Annotated in this window: 16 protein-coding genes; 8 read left to right on the top strand and 8 right to left on the bottom strand. The window is 65.1% G+C overall.

Features of this window, described 5'->3' with window-relative positions:
- Positions 1–11: 11 nt before the first annotated feature.
- Both hemG and G3I74_RS08055 read right to left on the bottom strand, forming a co-directional pair.
- The gene (hemG, locus tag G3I74_RS08060; protein ID WP_164211070.1) at positions 12–563 is read right to left on the bottom strand and encodes a menaquinone-dependent protoporphyrinogen IX dehydrogenase; all 552 of its coding nucleotides are present in this window, start codon (positions 561–563) and stop codon (positions 12–14) included.
- The gene (locus G3I74_RS08055) at positions 556–2,061 is read right to left on the bottom strand and encodes a DUF2867 domain-containing protein (RefSeq protein WP_164211069.1); all 1,506 of its coding nucleotides are present in this window, start codon (positions 2,059–2,061) and stop codon (positions 556–558) included. Before G3I74_RS08055 ends, hemG begins: the two co-directional genes overlap by 8 nt.
- On the opposite strand from G3I74_RS08055, the gene G3I74_RS08050 reads away from it, so the two are divergent.
- Genes G3I74_RS08050 through G3I74_RS08035 form a run of 4 tightly spaced genes read left to right on the top strand, consistent with a single transcriptional unit; the run spans position 2,039 to position 6,868 of the window.
- A complete protein-coding gene (locus G3I74_RS08050; RefSeq protein ID WP_164211068.1) occupies positions 2,039–2,920 on the top strand; it encodes a fumarate reductase cytochrome b subunit in 882 nt (293 codons plus the stop codon). The genes G3I74_RS08055 and G3I74_RS08050 overlap by 23 nt on opposite strands.
- Positions 2,917–4,896, top strand: coding sequence for a fumarate reductase flavoprotein subunit (locus G3I74_RS08045; RefSeq protein WP_164211067.1), 1,980 nt, complete (start codon positions 2,917–2,919; stop codon positions 4,894–4,896). The genes G3I74_RS08050 and G3I74_RS08045 overlap by 4 nt, the downstream gene beginning before the upstream one ends.
- Positions 4,893–5,630: a fumarate reductase iron-sulfur subunit gene (locus tag G3I74_RS08040; RefSeq protein ID WP_164211066.1), complete on the top strand. Its 738-nt coding sequence runs from the start codon at positions 4,893–4,895 to the stop codon at positions 5,628–5,630. The genes G3I74_RS08045 and G3I74_RS08040 overlap by 4 nt, the downstream gene beginning before the upstream one ends.
- Positions 5,631–5,635: 5 nt before the next feature.
- A complete protein-coding gene (locus G3I74_RS08035) occupies positions 5,636–6,868 on the top strand; it encodes a hydroxymethylglutaryl-CoA synthase family protein (protein WP_164211065.1) in 1,233 nt (410 codons plus the stop codon).
- Between the two features lie 17 nt (positions 6,869–6,885).
- Here G3I74_RS08035 and tatA read toward each other — a convergent pair whose 3' ends face one another.
- Entirely contained in the window at positions 6,886–7,089 is a 204-nt protein-coding gene (gene tatA / locus G3I74_RS08030) for a twin-arginine translocase TatA/TatE family subunit (RefSeq protein ID WP_164211064.1), read from the bottom strand.
- Between the two features lie 172 nt (positions 7,090–7,261).
- Here tatA and G3I74_RS08025 point away from each other — a divergent pair, with 172 nt between their 5' ends.
- Complete coding sequence (locus tag G3I74_RS08025) at positions 7,262–10,291, top strand: ligand-binding sensor domain-containing diguanylate cyclase (protein ID WP_164211063.1); 3,030 nt, start codon at positions 7,262–7,264, stop codon at positions 10,289–10,291.
- A gap of 30 nt (positions 10,292–10,321) precedes the next feature.
- Positions 10,322–11,509 (top strand): serine hydrolase domain-containing protein, encoded by a 1,188-nt coding sequence (locus tag G3I74_RS08020; RefSeq protein ID WP_164211062.1) that lies wholly within the window; start codon positions 10,322–10,324, stop codon positions 11,507–11,509.
- A gap of 16 nt (positions 11,510–11,525) precedes the next feature.
- On the opposite strand, the gene ectB is transcribed toward G3I74_RS08020, so the two are convergent.
- The 5 genes from ectB to G3I74_RS07995 form a co-directional block, all read right to left on the bottom strand.
- Positions 11,526–12,806: a diaminobutyrate--2-oxoglutarate transaminase gene (gene ectB / locus G3I74_RS08015; protein WP_164211061.1), complete on the bottom strand. Its 1,281-nt coding sequence runs from the start codon at positions 12,804–12,806 to the stop codon at positions 11,526–11,528.
- Positions 12,807–12,830: 24 nt separating this feature from the next.
- Positions 12,831–13,325, bottom strand: a complete 495-nt coding sequence (ectA, locus tag G3I74_RS08010; RefSeq protein ID WP_338063084.1) for a diaminobutyrate acetyltransferase — start codon at positions 13,323–13,325, stop codon at positions 12,831–12,833.
- A gap of 31 nt (positions 13,326–13,356) precedes the next feature.
- On the bottom strand, positions 13,357–14,556 hold the full coding sequence (locus G3I74_RS08005; protein WP_164211059.1) for an aspartate kinase: 1,200 nt from the start codon (positions 14,554–14,556) through the stop codon (positions 13,357–13,359).
- 43 nt (positions 14,557–14,599) lie between these two features.
- On the bottom strand, positions 14,600–15,139 hold the full coding sequence (locus G3I74_RS08000) for a MarR family winged helix-turn-helix transcriptional regulator (protein ID WP_164211058.1): 540 nt from the start codon (positions 15,137–15,139) through the stop codon (positions 14,600–14,602).
- 105 nt (positions 15,140–15,244) lie between these two features.
- Positions 15,245–16,309 (bottom strand): TRAP transporter substrate-binding protein, encoded by a 1,065-nt coding sequence (locus tag G3I74_RS07995; protein WP_164211057.1) that lies wholly within the window; start codon positions 16,307–16,309, stop codon positions 15,245–15,247.
- A gap of 129 nt (positions 16,310–16,438) precedes the next feature.
- Here G3I74_RS07995 and G3I74_RS07990 point away from each other — a divergent pair, with 129 nt between their 5' ends.
- Together G3I74_RS07990 and G3I74_RS07985 are read left to right on the top strand one after the other, a co-directional pair.
- Positions 16,439–17,299, top strand: a complete 861-nt coding sequence (locus tag G3I74_RS07990) for a TRAP transporter small permease (protein WP_164211056.1) — start codon at positions 16,439–16,441, stop codon at positions 17,297–17,299.
- A complete protein-coding gene (locus G3I74_RS07985; RefSeq protein WP_239056732.1) occupies positions 17,259–18,623 on the top strand; it encodes a TRAP transporter large permease in 1,365 nt (454 codons plus the stop codon). Before G3I74_RS07990 ends, G3I74_RS07985 begins: the two co-directional genes overlap by 41 nt.
- The last annotated feature ends 18 nt before the right edge of the window (positions 18,624–18,641 follow it).

Here is an 18,641-nt window from a genome sequence, read left to right as displayed (position 1 = left end):
TGAAACCAGATTCAGTCGACGGCCGAGGTTTCCTCCGCCATCGCCTGGAGCTTGTCGGCAAATGCGTCGACCTGGTCGTAGTCGGTGTAGTCGATCACCGTGCTGCGGTCGGTCGGTCCGTCGGTGAACTTCATCGTCAGCTGGATCATGATCCGGTCTATAAAACCGTAGCTGGGATAGTCGAGCTTGCCGGCGATGATCTCGACGTGGTCGGGCGTGATCGGCAACGCGTCGAGAAATTTGCGCACGTAAACATTGCCCTCGATGGTGCGCTTCTCCGGCTTGCGCGCGATCAGGTTGACCGAGAAAAACACCGTTTGGCACGAGTCCAGGCGCTCGGCGTTGTCGGCCACAAAAGAAGCCAGGCGCGGGTCGTGCTTGCCGTAAACCACGCTGCCGCCTACGGCCACGACGCGGAAGGCCGAAGGATCCAGGTCGCTGGCCGAATCCACGTCGACCAGACGCACCTCGACGCCGCGGCCGTCCAGACGCCGCTGCATGCGCTGGACGATGGCACGGGTATGGCCATCGCGGCTGGCGTAGACAATCAGGACGTCAGGCATGTTGTTGATTCTCCGCTTCCAGGCGCTCGGCGCGTTCGCCGATCGAGCGCGTGAGTCCATTGAACAGCACCAGGTGGGGTAAATACATGGCGTGCCAGTACAGCAGCCCCCAGGTGCCGGCCGGATGCCAGGTCGCCGTGGCGTGGATCCGCGTGCCCTCGCCGTCAGGTATGGCAGCAAACTCCAGCACGCCGTCGCCGGGCGCCTTCATGCCAAAGCGCAGGGTAAAGCGCTCGCCCGGCTCCATGGCGATGACCTCCCAGGAATCGATCTCATCGCCGAGCTCGATCACCTCCGGGTCGCGCCGAAAGCGCCGCCGGCCGCGCCCGCCGACCAGCCAGTCGATCCACTCGCGGATGGTCCACAGGATGTTGAGATAGAAATAGCGGTTTTCCCCGCCGATGCGGGTCATGATTTTCCACACCGCCTCGGGGCTGGCCTTGGTCCAGTAGTTGCCGGTGGCCTGCTTGCCGTAGTAGGCGCTGTGGTGGTTCATGCCGCGAAACACGAACCCGCCGTCCACCCAGCGGGTGTAAACCGGCTGGTTACGCTCTTCCTCATACACCGCCTCGGTCGCCTCGCGGTAGCTCAGCAGGCGCTGCGGCACCAGTTCGCGGATGCGCGTATCGTCGGCGGTGAAGTTCTGGCGCATGCCCTCGATCAGCGCCCCGGCGATCGACGACGGCACGGCGCTGACCAGCGGCAGGAAAACCGCGGCCATGCGCTCGGTCAGAAACGGGATGCGCAGGATTTTTCTCGGCTTGACGCCGCCGACCTCGGCGATGATCCGCATCTGGTCGGCGTACGACATCACGTCGGGGCCGGCGGCATCGAAAATTTCGCCGGCCGCTTCGGGCATGACCGCCAGCTCCATGGCGTACTTGCACATGTTCTCCAGCGCGATCGGCGGCGAGACTCGATCCACGTAAGGCGGCGAAACCAGGAACGGCAGATGAAAAATGGCATCGCGCATGACCTCGAAGGCGGCCGAACCGGGCCCGACGATGATGCCGGCACGGATTTCGGTCACCGGCACGCTGCCCTCGCGCAGGGTATCGCCGATCCGCTTGCGCGCCACGATGTGCTGGGTGTCGGCACCGTCGGGCACCAGGCCGCCGATGTAGAACACCCGCTCGACGCCGCCGGCGGCCGCGGCCTGGGCAAAATTGCGCGCGCCGTCGATTTCAAGCTGCATGTAGTTCTTGCCGGCGCACATGGCGTGAATCAGGTAGAAGGCCACGCGCACGCCGTCGAACTTGCCGACCAGACTGTCCGGGTCGAGCACGTCTCCCCGGACAACCTCGCAGTGCGGCCAGCGTTCCGGCCAGCGTACCCCCTCGAGCTTTTCCGGCGTGCGCGCCATGGCCCGAACCGGGATGCCCTGATCGAGCAGGTAGGTCGCCAGATGACCGCCCATGTAGCCGGTCACGCCGCTGACCACCCAGGGTCTTGAATCGTCCGCTGGCACCCGGGCGATGCTGTCGCTGTCGTCGTTCATGTCAACAACCCTTTCTGGCGGCCGAATGATCCGGCGCAGTGCAATGTATCGAATCGTCAGGCCACAACCGCTTGATATGTATCAATCGCTGCCGGCGGCGGCAATGCTAGCTTTCGCCCCTTATCGACCTGGCTCTGCCGCGAGGACCGACGTGAAAAACTCTCTCTTGCCCGCCAGACTCGACCTGGCGCAAAGTATCACAGGCCTGGTGCTGGCGGTCTTCATGGCCTTCCACCTGATCTTCGACTCGTCGATTCTGCTCGGTGCCGGGGCCTTCGATTTCGTCTCCGGCGCGCTGGAAGGCAAGCTGATTTTCGGCGAAAAGATTCCCCTGATCACCACCGCGGTGGTGCTGGTGGTGTTCGCCATCTTCATTGCCCACGCGGGCCTGGCCATGCGCAAGTTCCCGCAAAACGCCCGCCAGTACCGCACGTTCCGCACCCATATGAAAGAGATGCGCCACGGCGATACCAGCCTGTGGTGGCTGCAGATCTGGACCGGGTTCGCGATGTTCTTCCTGGCCTCGGTCCATCTGTACATCATCATGACCCAGCCGCAAACGATCGGCCCGGCAGGATCCGCCTACCGCATCGTGTTTGAGTGGAAGTGGCCACTGTACCTGTTGCTGACCGTCGCGGTCGTGCTGCACGCGGCCGTTGGCCTGTACCGGTTGGCGGTCAAGTGGGGCTGGTTCGAGGGCAAGGATCCGAACCGGCGGCGCAAGACCTTGAAAAAAGCGGTCTGGATCGTGACCGCAGTTTATCTGACCATGAGCCTGGCCGCGCTGGGCGCTTTCGTCCATATCGGCCTGACCGGCCAGGACCATTTCGGCACCGTCGTTGAGGGGCTTGGATCATGAAGATCGTCTACACCGATGTGCTCGTGATCGGCGGCGGGCTGGCCGGCCTGCGCACCGCCGTGGGCGTCAAGCAGCGCGGATTCGACACCATTGTCCTGAGCCTGGTCCCGGCCAAGCGCTCGCACTCGGCCGCCGCGCAAGGCGGCATGCAGGCCAGCCTGGGGCATTCATCCATGGGCAGCGGTGACAACGAGGACGTTCATTTCGAAGACACCGTCAAGGGCAGCGACTGGGGGGCCGATCAGCGCGTAGCGCGCATGTTCACGCACGTGGCGCCCAAGGCCATCCGCGAGCTGGCCGGCTGGGGCGTGCCCTGGAACCGGGTCAAGCAAGGCGAGCGCGAGGCCGTGATCAACGCCGAGCGGGTGGTCATCACCGAGTCGGAATCAGCCCACGGCCTGATCACCGCGCGCGATTTCGGCGGCACCAAGAAATGGCGCACCTGCTACACCTCCGACGGCACCGGTCACGCCATGCTGTTTGCCCTGGGCGATCAGACCATCGCCAACGGCATCCCGGTCATGGAGCGCATGGAAGCCCTGGCCCTGATCCACGAAAGCGGACGCTGCTACGGGGCGGTTGTTCGAAGCCTGGTCACCGGCGAGCTGACTGCCTTCCTGGCCCGGGCCACCACCATCGCCACCGGCGGGTATGGGCGCATCTACAAGGTCTCGACCAACGCCGTCATCTGTGAAGGCACCGGCACGGCCATTGCCCTGGAGACCGGCGTGGCCGAGCTGGGCAACATGGAAGCCGTGCAGTTTCATCCCACCGCCATCGTCCCGGCCGGGATCCTGACCACCGAGGGCTGCCGCGGCGACGGCGGCATCCTGCGCGACGTCAACGGCCACCGCTTCATGCCCGACTACGAGCCCGAAAAGCGCGAGTTGGCCTCCCGCGACGTGGTCTCGCGGCGCATGACTGAGCACATGCGCAAGGGGCTCGGGGTGAAATCGCCCTACGGCGATCATCTGTGGCTGGACATCAGCGTCCTCGGCAAGGATCACGTCCACAAGAACCTGCGCGAAGTCACCGACATCTGCCGCTACTTCCTGGGGATCGATCCGGCCAACGACTGGATCCCGGTGCGCCCGACCCAGCACTACTCCATGGGCGGCATCCGCACCGATCACCGCGGCGAGAGCACCACGCTCAAAGGCCTGTTTGCCTGCGGCGAGGCGGCCTGTTGGGACATGCACGGCTTCAACCGCCTGGGCGGCAACTCGGTGGCCGAGACCGTGGTGGCCGGCATGATCGTATCCGAATTCATCGCCGACTACTGCGCCGATTCAGCCAGCGATATCAATGTCTCCACCGGGCTGGTGCGCGAGTTCGTCGAGCGCGAACAGGCCGGGCTCGACCGGCTGGTCTCGGGCGGCGGTCGCGAGCAGGCCGGCCCGATCCGGCAGCGCATGGAAGAGATCATGATCGACCAGGTCGGCATCTTCCGCACCGGCGAAGAACTCGACCGCGCCGTCGACGAGCTTGAGGACCTGCTCGCGCGCAGCCGCAATCTGGGTGTGCGCAGCAGCGCTCCCGGGCCCAACCCCGAACTGGTTGCCGCCTACCGTTTGCCGAAGATGCTCAAGCTGGCCCTGTGCGCGGCGCTGGGCGCGCGCGAGCGCACCGAAAGCCGCGGCGCGCACTTTCGCGAAGACTTTCCGCAGCGCAACGACCGCGACTGGCTCAACCGCTCCATCACCACCTGGCCCGAGGCCGGGGCCAGCCTGCCAAATCTAGGCTACGAGACCATCGCCGTGGCCGACATGGAGCTGCCGCCGGGCTTTCGCGGCTACGGCACGCGCAACTACATCGATCATCCCGACAGCGCCGAGCGAGATGCCCGGATCGAGAAGATCCTGGAAACCGTCGATCCCGACGACCGCCACGCACGCCAGGCCGCGCTGATGCCCTTCGATCACCTGCTGCCGGAAAAATACCGGCCGCGCAACCAGCGCCTGGAGGCCACCGCATGAAGACCGAGACCCGCGCGCCCGGCCGCGCCCTGACCATCAAGGTGCTGCGCCACAATCCGGCCGACCCGGACAGCCAGCCGCAGTGGGCAAGCTTCGAGCTCGAGGAATACGAGGGCATGACCCTGTTCATCGCCTTGAACGAGATCCGCGATCGTTTTGCCCCCGACCTGCAGTACGACTTCGTCTGCCGCGCCGGGATCTGCGGCAGCTGCGGCATGGTCGTCAACGGCCGGCCCGGCCTGGCCTGCCGGACCCTGACCTCGACCCTGCCGGCCGAGATCACCCTGGCGCCGCTGCCGCTGTTTAAGCTGATCGGCGATCTGTCGGTCGATACCGGCGAGTGGATGCGCGGCATGAGCGAGCGCCTGGAGACCTGGGTGCACGAACAGACCACGCCCGACATCCACGCCCTGGAAGAGCGCATGGAGCCGGAACTGGCCGAAGAAATCTACGAACTCGACCGCTGCATCGAATGCGGCTGCTGCATCGCCGCCTGCGGCACGGCGCGGATGCGCGAAGACTTTGTCGGCGCCGTGGGCTTGAACAAGATCGCGCGCTTTCGGCTGGATCCGCGCGATCAGCGCACGGACGCTGACTTCTACCAGGTCATCGGCGACGACAACGGGGTGTTCGGCTGCATGAGCCTGCTCGGCTGCCACGATGTCTGCCCCAAGGACCTGCCGCTGCAGACCCAGATCGCCTTCATTCGGCGAAAGATGGTTACGGTATCCTAGAAAAAATGAATGACTCCATTTCCGTCGGTATCGACGCGCTGGCCTTTGCCGGCCCGGCTGCGTTCGTCGAGCTGGCCGACCTGGCCCGCGCCCGCGGCGTCGATCCGGCCAAATTCACCCACGGCCTGGGCCAGAACCGCATGGCCATCGCCAGCCCGTGCGAGGACACCGTCACCATGGCGGTCGAAGCCGGCGCCCTGGCGCTCAAGGCCTTCGACGTCGACCCGGCCGAGATCGGTACCCTGATCGTCGGCACCGAGACCGGCGTCGATCACAGCAAGCCGGTGGCGGTCTACGCCCACGATCTGCTGGGCCTGGACGAGCGCTGCCGCACCTTCGAGACCAAGCACGCCTGCTACGGCGCCATGGCCGGACTGACCTCATCGATGGACTGGATCGCCTCGGGCCGGGCGCGCGGGCGCAAGGCGCTGGTGATCGCGTCCGACATCGCCAGCTACGGCCTGGGAACGCCCGGTGAGCCCACCCAGGGCGCGGGGGCGGTGGCCATGGTGGTCTCCGATCAACCGCGCCTGCTGCAGATCCAGCCGCGCACCATTGGCGACTACACCCGCCAGGTGATGGATTTCTGGCGCCCGCTGTACTCCAAGCACGCCCTGGCCGACGGCCACTACTCCATCCAGTGCTACCTCGATGCCCTGAAAGGCGCGCGTCTGGACGCGGTCGGCGAACGGCACGATCTGCTCGACAGCCTCAGCGCCTGCCTGTACCACGTGCCGTTCGTCAAGATGGCCTTCAAGGCCCACCAGCGCGAGATGGAAATGGAGCTGGGACACACCATCAGCAAAGCCGAGGCGGCCTCCTGGCAGCAGCTGACCGAGAGCTACGAACGCCTGTGCGCGCCCTGGCTGACGCTCAATGCCGAGGTCGGCAATATTTACACCGGCTCGCTGTTCCTGGCGCTGATTGATCTTCTGCGCCAGGCCGGCGGCGAGCTGGCCGGCAAGGACATCAGCCTGTTTTCCTACGGCAGCGGCTGCGGAGCCACCCACTGCCTGGGCAAGATCAGCGACACGGCGGGACGCTGGCAGTCAGCGCTTGACCCAACGCCGGCGCTGGCCAGGCGCCGGCGCCTGACCATCGCGGAGTACGAGAGCCTGGTCCGCGCCAGCGAAGCAGCCGACCGCGCCGAAACGCTCAACCCGGCCGACTTCGGCTTGTCCGGCGGGCTGTACTACACCGGCACGCGCAACGACCGCCGCCACTACGAGCGCGGCTAGACCGCCGCGACAATGAATCAGCCCTTGGCGGCGGGTTCGCTCTGGACCTCTTCGACCGCCTCTTCCACCGCTGTTTCAGTTTCGTTCATGCCCTTGCGGAAGTCGCGCATGGCGCCGCCCAGGTCGCCGCCCAGGCTGCGAATTTTCTTGGTCCCGAAGACCAGCATGACGACAACCAGAAGAATGATCAGCTGGGGGACGCCGATATTACCGATACCCATGGTGCACCTGCCTGAAATATTTAAACGAGACCGCAATCTAGCAGACGGCGGCAAGACCGCGCTTGACCCACGTCAACTGGAACCAGAAGGCCGCCCGGGGCAGCTACGCAAATCCCCGGGCCGGTATTCTTGATCGGCCTGGCGTGGCGGCTGCGCTGCTACACTGCCAGGCATGAAACGGGAACTCGGCAGGCGGTCAAGCTGGCGCTTCATGGGCCTGGCCGGCGGCCTTTTGCTGACCCTTTTCGTCGACGGCGCCAGCGCCCAGGAGCGCGGCGCGCATTTCGAGTTCGATCGTCTGTCCGATCACCTGGGTGGACGGCAGTCCACCGTTTATGAAATCTTCGAAGACCCCTTCGGTTTCCTGTGGTTTGCCGGTGACACCGACGGCATCCTGCGTTTCGACAGTGAGGACTGGGTGTCGTGGTCGGACGGGCTGATCGAAAACAATGCCCGGAGCAACATCTCGACCCTGCGGGTCAGCGACGATGGCCGGCTCTGGGTCGGCAGCTGGGGCAATGGATTGCAGTACTGGGATGCCGACAAGCAGACCTTTGTCCAGTTTCTGCCTGACGCGGCCGACCCCCATGCCCTGGCCGCCAACCGGGTCCAGCGACTGATGATCGACAGCCGCGGCAGGCTGTGGATTGGAACCACGGCCGGGATCAATGTGATCGATTCCGGCGAGCCTGACGCCATCCGGCGCTTTGCCCACGATCAGCCCGATCATCCGCTGTACTCCGAGCGCATCTGGGGCATGGTCGAGCACGACAGCGGACTCTGGTTCGCAACCTCTGGCGGCCTCTACCGCCTGTCCCATGATCTGTCCGAGTGGACGCACCTGCTGATGGACGAGTCCGCCGCTGAACGCTTCGAACGTGGTGCTGAAGTCCGCACCGTGGCGGTGGCGCATGATCAGATCTGGGCCGGCTCACAACTTGGGGTGTTCCGCTGGAACGCCGAGGATGACTCCTTGAGCCGGATCGAGTTCGAAGCGGACCCGAGACGATCGATGCCACGCGTCAATGCCATCCTGGAAAGCCGTCGCGGCGGCATCTGGGTCGGGGCCCACGACGGCCTGTACCGCATTGACGAACACGCTCCCCGTTTCGAGCTGCTTGAAAACGGCTATCACCTGATTCCCGACGTGGACATCCGAGCGCTCTACGAAGACACCGAAGGGAACCTGTGGATCGGTAGCCGGGATCGAGGAATCATCCACGGGCAGCGTCACGACCGTGTCTTCAACAGACTGGCCGAAGCGGCGCCCGCCGAGCTGGCCGACGAGGCATCCCGCCTGACCTCGGCCATCCTCACGGACCATTCCGGGAGGCTATGGCTGGGCGTTCCGGGCGGATTGTTGCGCCGGGATGATGAGGACCGATGGTCCGCCTGGGAGTTTCCCGCCAGCACAGGCGTGCGACGGGTGGAAGGAATGGCACAAAGCGCCGCCGGAACGGTCTGGGTTGCCACCGACAGCGGCCTGTTTCGAATCACCAAAGATGATCGCCTGCAGGCCGATGACCGCCTGTTCAAGGCGCTCAACATCGCCGCCGCGCCCGTCAACGCCATCCTTGCCGATGACGATCAAGGCCTTTGGCTGGGACTGTGGAACTTCGGCGTCGTGCGCTGGAATCCCGAGACCGGCGAGGTCAGTATCGGCGCCGAGGAGCTGCGCGATACCCGCGCGGACCTGGTCTATCAACTCAACCGTGACGAGACCGGTGGCATCTGGGCTGCCACTCGCTACTCGGGCATTTTCCACTTCAATGGTGACGGCTGGCAAAGCGTGCCAATCCAGCTCGGCAGCCGGCAGCACGCGCCGTCTTTTTACTGCATTCATCATCGCCCACCCGAAACCCTCTGGTTGTGCACAGAAGATGGTCTGGTCCGCTATCGGCTCGCTGACGGCGATGCTGAAATCTACAGCAGCGCCGATGGTCTGCCGACCAACCAGATTACCGGCCTGGTCGAAGGCGAAAGCGAAGACCTCTGGGTACTGACCTCGCGCGGTGTCGCGCGCCGCATGCCGGACAAGGAGCGTTTCGTCAACTACGGGCTGGCCGATGGACTACCCGGCCTGGCCGTGCAACGCAACGCCCTGGACAGGACGCCGGAAGGTCAGATCGTGATCGGCACCAGCAACGGTGCGGTCACCCTGGATCCGGAATCGCTTGCGCGCGGCCTCAATGCGCCCCGCGCAGTACTCAGTCGAGTCTGGCTGGACGGCGAGGAGCTGACGCGATCCATCAACCCGGCCCGGCTTCAACTGGCGCTGCCATCCGACCATCGCGATCTCCTGCTGCAGTTCGCCGTGCTGGATTTCCACGAACCCGAACGCAACCTGGCGCGCGTTCGACTGCGCGGCTACGAGCCATCCTTCAGCGAACTGAACGGCAATCGTGAGCTTCGCTATATGAACCTGCCGCCGGGCGACTACGTGCTTGAAATCGAAGGCTGGAGCAGCCGCGGGGTGCCCGGCGAGGCGCCGCTGAAAATCCCCATTCAGGTCGCCGCGCCCTGGTGGCATTCCCCCCTGGCCTGGATCGCGGCCGTGCTGCTGCTTGCCGCTCTTGGCTGGCTGATGATCCAGCTGCGACTGCGAGCCCTGCGTGCTTCCAACAAGCGTCTGCAGGAACTGGTGGAAGAACGTACCCAGGCCCTGGAGGCAGCCAATCAACGCCTGCGCGAGCGTTCAGCCCGTGATTTTCTTACCGGCCTGTTCAATCGACGCGGCTTTAGCGAGCGCTTTGGCGTGTTGCAGCAGCTTGCTGTCCGGGGGAAAAGTGATCTGGCGGTCGTCCTGTTCGACCTGGACCACTTCAAGCGCATTAACGACAAGCACGGCCATGAAATCGGCGACCAGTTCCTCAAGGTCGTCGGCAAAGTCCTGTCCGACAGCCTGCGCGGCCAGGATCTGGCGGCCCGGTGGGGCGGTGAGGAGTTTTTGCTTGCCCTGCCCGGCACGAACGCTGAAGGCGCAGTGCAACTGTGTGAAAAGATTCGTTCACGCCTTGCTGCGGCACAGATCCGCGCTCAGAATCAGGTTCTTCGGATCACGGCAACGTTCGGCATCGTTTCCAGAAATGGCGACGATCGGCCCCTGGAATCCTGGGTCAAGGTCGCAGACGAAGCGATGTACCGGGGCAAGCAACAGGGTCGGGATCAGGTTCAGGTCTTCAGCAACGACAATGACCTATAATCCGCCCTCGCTTTGATCGCGGAGTTCGATATGTCGCGTCCGTTCCGGACGATGATTGCCCTGATACTCACAGTGCCGTTCCTGGGCGGGCTGATGGCACCGCGTGCAGCAGCGGACCTGGACGGCTTTGAGCAGCATTTCCGCGCCACTTTGATCGAACACGGCGTGCCCGGCGGCGCCTACGCCATCGTGCGCGACGGCCGTATCGACCAGGTCGGAACCCACGGCGTGCGGCGGGTGGGCAACCCGGCCCCGGTCACTGCCGATACGGTGTTTCGCACCGCCTCGGTCTCCAAGACCTTTGCCGCGCAACTGACCAGTCTTCTGGTCACCGAGAACCGGCTGCGCTGGGAGGACGCGGTGACCGACTACCTCCCCGACTTCCGACTCAAGGATCCGGCCGCGACCAGCCAACTTCAGCTGCAGCACCTGGTAGGCCAGTCGACCGGCGTGGTCTCGAACGCGTACGACAACCTGCTCAACGCCAATCAGCCGCTGGAGCGCATCCTGCCGCAGTTCGCCAGTCTGACACCTTTATGCCAGCCCGGTACCTGCTATACCTACCAGAACGTGCTGTTTTCGCTGGTCGGACCGGCCATCGAGCAGAGCACGGGCCAGGAATACGAAGAGCTGCTGAGCCAGCGGCTGTTCGAACCGCTGGGCATGCGCCGCACCACGACCGGCCGCGAGGCCTTTCTGGCCGAAGCCAACCGCGCCACACCACACGTGCGCCTGGCGCGCGGCCGCGTCTGGCAACCGGTGCCGGTCACCGACTCGTATTACCTCGTTCCGCCGGCGGCCGGCGTCAACGCCAGCGTGCTCGACCTGGGGCGCTGGCTGATTGCACAACAGGGGTATCGCCCGGACGTGCTGGCGCCGAAGGTGATCCGGCCGCTGACCGAAAAACGGGTTCGCACGCTGCGCGATCTGCGCCGCGGCGCCTGGCGCGACTTGCTCACCGACGCTCACTACGGCCTGGGCTGGCGGATCTATACCGTGGGCGATGAAGACCTTTTCCTGCACTCTGGCTGGGTCCGGGGCTTCGTGGCCGATATCAGCCACTCGCTGGATCGCAAGACCGGGCTGGTGGTCCTGCTCAACGGCGAATCCAGAGCCTTGAGCGAGATCACCACCCAATTCTGGGCCGAAGAACTGGCCCAACCCCGGCCGCCGCTGATGGCCGGCCAGGGCGAGGAGGCAGAAGAACTGAGCCGCTAGCAGCGCACTGGGTGGGTCAAGCCACCTTGCGATCCGGCGACTTGCGGGACGCCACCGCGCGCACCGCCTCTTCAACGATGGTCAGCCCGGCATCGAGGTCGGCCTCCGGAATCATCAGCGGCGGCAGGAGCTTGAGGACCTGGTCGTCGATACCGGCGGTCTCGATGATCAAACCGCGCTTGAAGGCTTCGGCGGAGCACTCGGCAGCCATTTCCGGATCGGCGAACTCGATGCCCTGGATTAGGCCCCGGCCGCGCAACTCGGCCTGCACCGGAATCTGGCGCACCAGCGCCTCGAGTCGTTGGGTCACCTTGGCGGCCTTGCGCTCGGTTTCCTGGCGCAGGCTGTCGTCGGCCCAGAAATCCAGCGCCGCGGTCGCGGTAACGAAAGCCGGATTGTGGCCGCGGAAGGTGCCGTTGTGCTCGCCCGGAGACCAGACGTCGAGATCGGATCGCATCAGGGTCACCGCCAGCGGCAGACCGAACCCGCTTAAGGATTTGGACAGGCAGACGATATCGGGCTTGATGCCGGCCGGCTCGAAGCTGAAGAACGGACCGGTCCGGCCGCAGCCGACCTGGATATCGTCGACGATCAGCAGAACGTCGTGGCGCTTGAGAATCGCGGCCAGCTCCTTGAGCCACTCCATGCGCGCGACGTTGACGCCGCCCTCGGCCTGGACGGTCTCGATGATGGCCGCGGCCGGCTTGTCCATACCTGAGCCTTCATCCGAAAGCAGGGCGTCGAGCAGGGCCAGGCTCTGGTCCTTGCCGTCTTCCAGGTAGCTGTCGAACGGCACCATGCTCACGTGCGACAGGGGCACGCCGGCGCCGGCGCGCTTGAACGAGTTGCCGGTCACGGCCAGCGCCCCCAGGGTCATGCCGTGGAAGGCGTTGGTGAACGACAGCACCCGCTCGCGTCCGGTGACCTTGCGCGCCAGCTTCAGCGCGGCCTCGACCGCGTTGGTGCCGGTCGGTCCGGGAAACTGGACGCGGTAGTCCAGCCCGCGCGGCTTGAGGATGACCTCCTCGAAGCGCTCGAGAAACTTGACCTTGGCCTCGGTCGCCATGTCCAGGCTGTGGACGATGCGGTCTTCGGACAGGTAGTCCAGCAGCGCGCGCTTGAGGTCGGGATGGTTGTGGCCGTAGTTCATGACCCCGGCGCCAGCGAAAAAGTCGATGTACTCGCGGCCGTCTTCGTCGGTCAGACGCGCGCCGCTGGCGTGGGTAAACACGCAGGGGAAGTTGCGCACGTAGCCGCGCACTTCGGACTCGAGTCGGTTGATGGTTTCAATACTCATGTCGATTTTGCCTCTCTCTTGAGTTCAAGATTGATTTTTGGATTCGGTGTCCAACGGGCCGATACGAAACAGGTTCTCGGCCTCGTGCGAATTCGGAAACAGTTCAGCGCCCAGGTACTCGCTTTCCTGGCAGTCCACGCCGCGATCGCGCGCGCTGGAGCGAAACAGCTGCATGGAGGCGGCGTTGTCGGGACTGACCGTGGCTTCCAGCCAGCGCACCTCGGCCGGCTGCGCCGCCAGCAGCGCGTCGAGCATGCGCCGGGCCAGACCCTGCCGGCGCATCCACGGCGCCACGCCCACCTGCCACACGAACACCGCGTCCGGGCGCTCAGGCGGTCGGTGTCCGGCGATGAATCCCGCCAGCCTGCCGTCTTCGCTTTCGGCCACGACGCCGGTATCGGCAAAGTCCTTGGCAAAAAGCACGTAAAAATAGGCGCTGTTGAGCTCCAGCCCGCCCATCTCCTTGACCAGACGCCACATCGCGGCGCCGTCCTCGGCGCGCGGGCGGCGAAACTGCACCGCCGGCTTTTCAGTCGCTGCTTGGGCCGCCTCAGGCGACATCGGCAACCTCGGACTCGGTGATGCCGAAGCCGGCATGGAACGCCTGCGCGGCCTGCTTGACCTTGTCGGCAGCGACCAGGCAGGTCACGGCGTGCGGAAAAGTAAAGGACTGTCGAACCTTGATGCCGGCATCGGTCAGGTTTTCCGCAGCCAGGCTCAGAATGTCGGCATCCTGTCCGGCCCGGAAGCCGACGGCCGACACGCTGGCCAACGGGTAGCGCACCTCAACAGCAGCCCCGAACTCGCTTTGCAGCGAATCGGCCAGGCCTTCGACGTCGGCCAGCTGGTCGATGGGCAGCAGGTAGCAGCCCGAAGCACCGTCGGCAAGCTCCGGCGCAAACCCATCGTAGTCGTCCAGAATGTCGGCCAGGCGCTTGCGGTCAGCGCCCTCATCGAACTGAACGCTGACCAGGTTCTTGTGCGCCGCAATACCGATGATTCGCGATTGCCCGGCGCCGGATCCCTTGCGCACGATGGTCTGCCCGCCTTCGCCATGGGACTTGCTGGCATGGATGGTCACGCCGTGCTCCAGCGCATAGTCGATCGCGCGCTCGTTCAGCACGCCGGCACCGTGGTGGGCCAGGGTCTTCATCTCGGCCAGGCTGAGGGTTCGCAAGCGAATCGCATCGGGTACCACCCGCGGGTCGGCGGTGTAGACGCCGTCAACGTCGGAATAGATCTCGCAGCGCGCGGCCTGGACCGCGGCCGCAATGGCGACCGCCGTGGTATCGGAGCCGCCGCGTCCCAGCGTGGTGATGTCGCCGCCCGGGCTGGCACCCTGGAAACCGGCGACCACGACAACCTTGCCCTCATCAAGTGCCTTGAGGATGCGTCCGGGCTCAACCGCCTTGATGCGGGCGTTGAGGTGCGCGCTGCAGGTGCGAACGCCGGCCTGCGGACCGGTCATCGAGCAGGCGGGTATATCGAGATCCTGCAGCGCCAGCGACAGCAGCGATGCCGAGGTCTGCTCGCCGGCGGCCAGCAGCATGTCGAGTTCGCGGTGGTCTGGCTGGGTGTTGAAGCGGCCGGCGCTGGCCAGCAGCTTGCTGGTTGTATCGCCCCGGGCCGAGACCACGACCACCACGCGGTGCCCCTGGCGTCGCGTCCGGGCGACGCGCTCGGCAACCGCGCACAGCTGCGAGTCTTCGGCGAGCGATGAGCCGCCGTACTTCTGAACAATGGTTTTCATAGTATTTGGTGTTGTTGCCGTTTGAGTTTGAATAAAACTTTTTTCAGTCGGCCCGATCAACGTGGGGAGGGATCGGCGCCATCGCGAATTCGTCGCCGCGAATGGCAAAGGCTTCGACCAGCGCGTTCAGGCTGATCGCAAGCTCGTCGAGCTTGAGGTCGTTCAACCGCGCCAGGGCGTTGAGCAGCGCGCCCTCGGCCGGGCCCGGCGCGCTGTCGAGCAGCTGCTCGCCCTTTTCGGTGGGAAACAGCTGGACCACGCGCTGATCCGGACCGCAGCGATCGCGCCGGATCAACCCCTTGCCCTCGATCTTGTCGAGCAGGTTGCTGGCCGTGGCCGGCTTGATCGACAGGCGTTCGGAAATATCCTTGACCCGCAGTCCGGGTTCGGCGTGGATTTCCCACAGCGCCCACAGCTGGGCGGCGCTGACGCCGCACTGGCGCTCTACCCAGACCGAGTGGGCCTGGATGGCCTTCACCACCGTACGGAAATGCCGGATGACGGCCACTTCGCGCTCGCGGCGGGCCTGAGAGCGCCGGCCGCGCCGCGCCGGAATGCGACTGTTCTGAGTTTCGTTTGTCATTTGCTGAGCCATATTGGTGACTAATTATATGCCACAAATTAGTATTGTGCAAAACTAACTGCTTTCAATGACCCGGCAGGCTCCAAACCGGCGGCCGCAAACAACTCAGTCCTGGTGCTTTTCGACCAGCGCCAGAAAGGTATCGAGCACTTCGCGACCGCGCTCGCCGGCCTGCTCGACGTAGGTTTCGCGCACGCCCAGGCTGGCCTGGCGGAAGACATCGCGTTCATCCTCGTCGAGCTCCACCCACTGCGTTCCACCGGCCTCGAGGATGGTGTCCAGACGCTCGGCGTTGAACCGCTGCTGCTCGCGATCAATCCACTCGACCAGCTCATCGCGCACCTCCTCGATCATGGCGCGCGTGGACTCATCCAGCGATTCGAACCAGGATTGGCTGCCCGCCAGCGTGGTCACGAACTGGGCGTGGCGACCAGAGGTGAGATAGTCCTGCTCCTCGTAGAAACTCATCTCTTCGATGGCGAAAATCGGATTGACCTGGCCATCGATCTGGCCCAGCTGCAGGCCGCTGTAGACCTCGCTGTACGGCATGGGCGTGGGGTTGGCACCGTAGGCGCGATAGGACTCGACCAGGATCGGCGAGGTCATCGTGCGGATCTTGAAGCCATCGAAATCGGCCGGGCTGCGCAGCGCGCGGTCACCGCTCCAGACCATCCAGCCTTCCTGCACCACGCCCAGCAATTCCAGATCCTGATCGCGATACGGCGGCTGCAGCAGCGCGTGCAGTTCCGGGTCGGAGAGCACCTGTCGGTTGACCGCGTCATCGTCGGACAGGACAAAATGCAGCGTGAAGACGCCCACCTCGGGGATGGCGTCGGCGAGGTGGCCGGGCGAGGCGAACGCCAGCTCCAGCGCGCCGCTTTGAAGCATCTCGGTGATCTGGGACGAACTGCCCAGGCTACCGTAAGGGTAGACCTCGACGGTAATGGCGCCGTCGCTGCGCGACTCGATCCGGCGCTTGAACTCCTGCGCGTAGGTGTCCTGAACGCTGCCTTCGATCTCCTCCAGCGCGAAGCGCCAGGTCACCGACTCGGGCTGAGACTCAGCCTCGGAAGACGCCGTCTGGGATTGATCTTCAGCCGGCGGCGAACAGGCCGCCAGCAGCATCAGAAACGGGAACAGCAGCGCCGCCTGGCGAAGAGACTGGGTCATCGATGGATCTCCATGGTTTGGCAAGACATAGCTCCTTAAGACCCTATCACGCATCCCCATCAAGCCTGGTCGCGGGCCGCCAAATCCGGTGCTAAAGTAGAAAAACTTTGTCGGCGGCAAGCATTTGCGATGGCTACTCCAATCGACCCTAAAGGCTGGCGCGGGCGCCTCGGTGCGGCTCTGGGCTGGGTCGATGACGGCCTGGATGGGTTTGAACGCAGCGCCCTGATCGCCGGGATTCTGACCATGGCCGGGGTCTCGGTCGTCAACGTCGCCCTGCGCAATCTGTCCGGCTCGAGCCTGATCTGGGCCAACGAAGTCACCCAGCTGCTGCTGGTGGTGGTCACTTTCATGGGCGTCGGGCTGGGCGCGCGCCAGACGCGCCACATCCGGGTCTCGGCGATTCACGACCTACTGCCTGTTTCGGCCCGCAAGGTTTTGCTGATCGTCACCAGCACCGGAACGGCGCTGTTGCTGCTGATGATGGCCGGTTGGGCGCACGGCTACGCCGAATCGACCCAGCGCAGCTGCCGTATCCTGCCCGAATCGATCCAGCTTGGCGGCCTGGCCGTCCCCCTCGGCACCATGCCCGTGGCCGTGGCCGTCGCTTTGGTGCTGCTGGCGATGGCGCTGTCCGGACATCTGATGGCGCGCCTGCCGGACCTGGCGGCGGCGCTGCAGTCGCGCCTGCCCGGCTGGCGTCGCTGGATCGCCGGCCTGGTCGGGCTGGCCCTGCTGATCGCGGCCGGGGCCTGGCTTGCAGGCTCGCTCGCCGAGCTGGTCGCCAACCGCAGCGGCCGCTGTCGGGTCATGTCTTCGATCGGACTGCCGGTCTATGTGCTGCACCTGATCGTGCCGCTGGGCCTGCTGCTGGGCGCGATGCAGTTCGCGCTGGCCGCGGTTCGCAACCTGATCAGCCCCGACAACTACCTGTCCTGGCGCCGGCGCGATGAGTACCTGGATGCTGATGGCGAGGCAGCCGATGGCTGAGTGGCTGGCCTGGATCGGACTGGCCGACCTGCCGGTCGCGCAGCTGGCCATGATCGCGGCGCTGGTGATGATCGTGCTGCTGCTGATGGGCTTCCCGATGATGGTGCCGCTGATGGTCGGCGCCCTGATCATCCTGCTGGCCGGTTTCTCCAACCTGGAGCCGACGGTGCTGGTCCAGCAGATGATCGGCGGGGTGGAGCAAAGCGTGCTGGTGGCCGTACCGATGTTTATCCTGGCCGCCGACATCATGATCAAGGGGCACACGGCCGACCGCCTGCTCGACCTGGTCAGCAAGTTCTTCGGCCATCTGCGCGGCGGCGTCGCGGTGACCACGGCAGTCTCGTGCACGCTGTTCGGTGCGGTGTCGGGCTCGACCCAGGCCACGGTGGTCGCCATGGGCCGACCGCTCAAGCCGCGCCTGCAGGAGGCCGGCTACTCCGAGCGCTTTTCGATTGCCCTGATCATCAACGCCAGCGACATCGCCCTGCTGATCCCGCCGTCGATCGGCATGATCATCTACGGCGTGGTGTCGGGCACCTCGGTGGGCGATCTGTTTATCGCCGGCATCGGCCCGGGGGTGATGATCCTGCTGCTGTTTTCGCTCTACTGCATCGCGCTTTCGGTCTGGAAGAAGATTCCGGTCGAGGCACGCGCCAGCTGGCCGGAGCGGCTGGCCGCCGTGCGCGGCGCGCTGCCGGCGCTGGGGTTTCCGATCATCATCATCGGCGGCATTTATTCCGGCATCTTCAGCCCGACCGAGGCGGCCTCGATCTCGGTGGCCTACGCGCTGGTGCTGGAAATGCTGATCTACCGCGAGGTCAAGCTGCGCGATCTGCCCGAAATCGCGCTTTCGACCGGGCTGATTACCGCCGTGGTGTTCATCCTGGTCGCCGCCGGGATGGCGTTTTCGTGGATCATCTCCTACGCCCAGATCCCGGATGCGCTGCTCGGTGACGTGATCGCCATGGCCGCCGACCACCCCTACCGCGTGCTCGCCCTGATCGCCGTGGCTTATTTCATCGGCTGCATGTTCGTCGACCCGATCGTGGTCATCCTGGTGCTGACCCCCATTTTCGCCCCGGCCGTGACCGCCGCCGGGCTCGACCCGGTCCACGTCGGCACCATCATCGTGCTGCAGGCGGCGATCGGCTCGGCCACACCGCCGTTCGGCTGCGATATCTTTACCGCCGTGGCCATTTTCCGAAGGCCCTACCTGGAGGTGATTCGCGGCACCCCACCCTTCGTGCTCATCCTGCTGTTTTCCACGGCCCTGCTGATTGCGTTTCCGCAAATTGCGCTGTTTTTGCCCAATCTGATGCGCTAATGGCCCGAAACGGGCGCG

The organism is Wenzhouxiangella limi, from assembly GCF_010499265.1.
GTDB classification, from domain to species: Bacteria; Pseudomonadota; Gammaproteobacteria; order Xanthomonadales; family Wenzhouxiangellaceae; genus Wenzhouxiangella; species Wenzhouxiangella limi.
Note: the sequence above shows the minus strand (reverse complement) of the source record. Positions and strands in the feature narration are given on the sequence as shown.

Excerpts from the sequence above, each read along its gene's own strand:
- hemG (WP_164211070.1), bottom strand. The coding sequence starts at position 563 with ATGCCTGACGTCCTGATTGTCTACGCCAGCCGCGATGGCCATACCCGT.
- G3I74_RS08050 (WP_164211068.1), top strand. The coding sequence starts at position 2,039 with ATGCTGTCGCTGTCGTCGTTCATGTCAACAACCCTTTCTGGCGGCCGA.
- G3I74_RS08055 (WP_164211069.1), bottom strand. The coding sequence starts at position 2,061 with ATGAACGACGACAGCGACAGCATCGCCCGGGTGCCAGCGGACGATTCA.
- G3I74_RS08045 (WP_164211067.1), top strand. The coding sequence starts at position 2,917 with ATGAAGATCGTCTACACCGATGTGCTCGTGATCGGCGGCGGGCTGGCC.
- G3I74_RS08040 (WP_164211066.1), top strand. The coding sequence starts at position 4,893 with ATGAAGACCGAGACCCGCGCGCCCGGCCGCGCCCTGACCATCAAGGTG.
- G3I74_RS08035 (WP_164211065.1), top strand. The coding sequence starts at position 5,636 with ATGAATGACTCCATTTCCGTCGGTATCGACGCGCTGGCCTTTGCCGGC.
- tatA (WP_164211064.1), bottom strand. The coding sequence starts at position 7,089 with ATGGGTATCGGTAATATCGGCGTCCCCCAGCTGATCATTCTTCTGGTT.
- G3I74_RS08025 (WP_164211063.1), top strand. The coding sequence starts at position 7,262 with ATGAAACGGGAACTCGGCAGGCGGTCAAGCTGGCGCTTCATGGGCCTG.
- G3I74_RS08020 (WP_164211062.1), top strand. The coding sequence starts at position 10,322 with ATGTCGCGTCCGTTCCGGACGATGATTGCCCTGATACTCACAGTGCCG.
- ectB (WP_164211061.1), bottom strand. The coding sequence starts at position 12,806 with ATGAGTATTGAAACCATCAACCGACTCGAGTCCGAAGTGCGCGGCTAC.
- G3I74_RS08005 (WP_164211059.1), bottom strand. The coding sequence starts at position 14,556 with ATGAAAACCATTGTTCAGAAGTACGGCGGCTCATCGCTCGCCGAAGAC.
- G3I74_RS08000 (WP_164211058.1), bottom strand. The coding sequence starts at position 15,139 with ATGACAAACGAAACTCAGAACAGTCGCATTCCGGCGCGGCGCGGCCGG.
- G3I74_RS07995 (WP_164211057.1), bottom strand. The coding sequence starts at position 16,309 with ATGACCCAGTCTCTTCGCCAGGCGGCGCTGCTGTTCCCGTTTCTGATG.
- G3I74_RS07990 (WP_164211056.1), top strand. The coding sequence starts at position 16,439 with ATGGCTACTCCAATCGACCCTAAAGGCTGGCGCGGGCGCCTCGGTGCG.
- G3I74_RS07985 (WP_239056732.1), top strand. The coding sequence starts at position 17,259 with ATGAGTACCTGGATGCTGATGGCGAGGCAGCCGATGGCTGAGTGGCTG.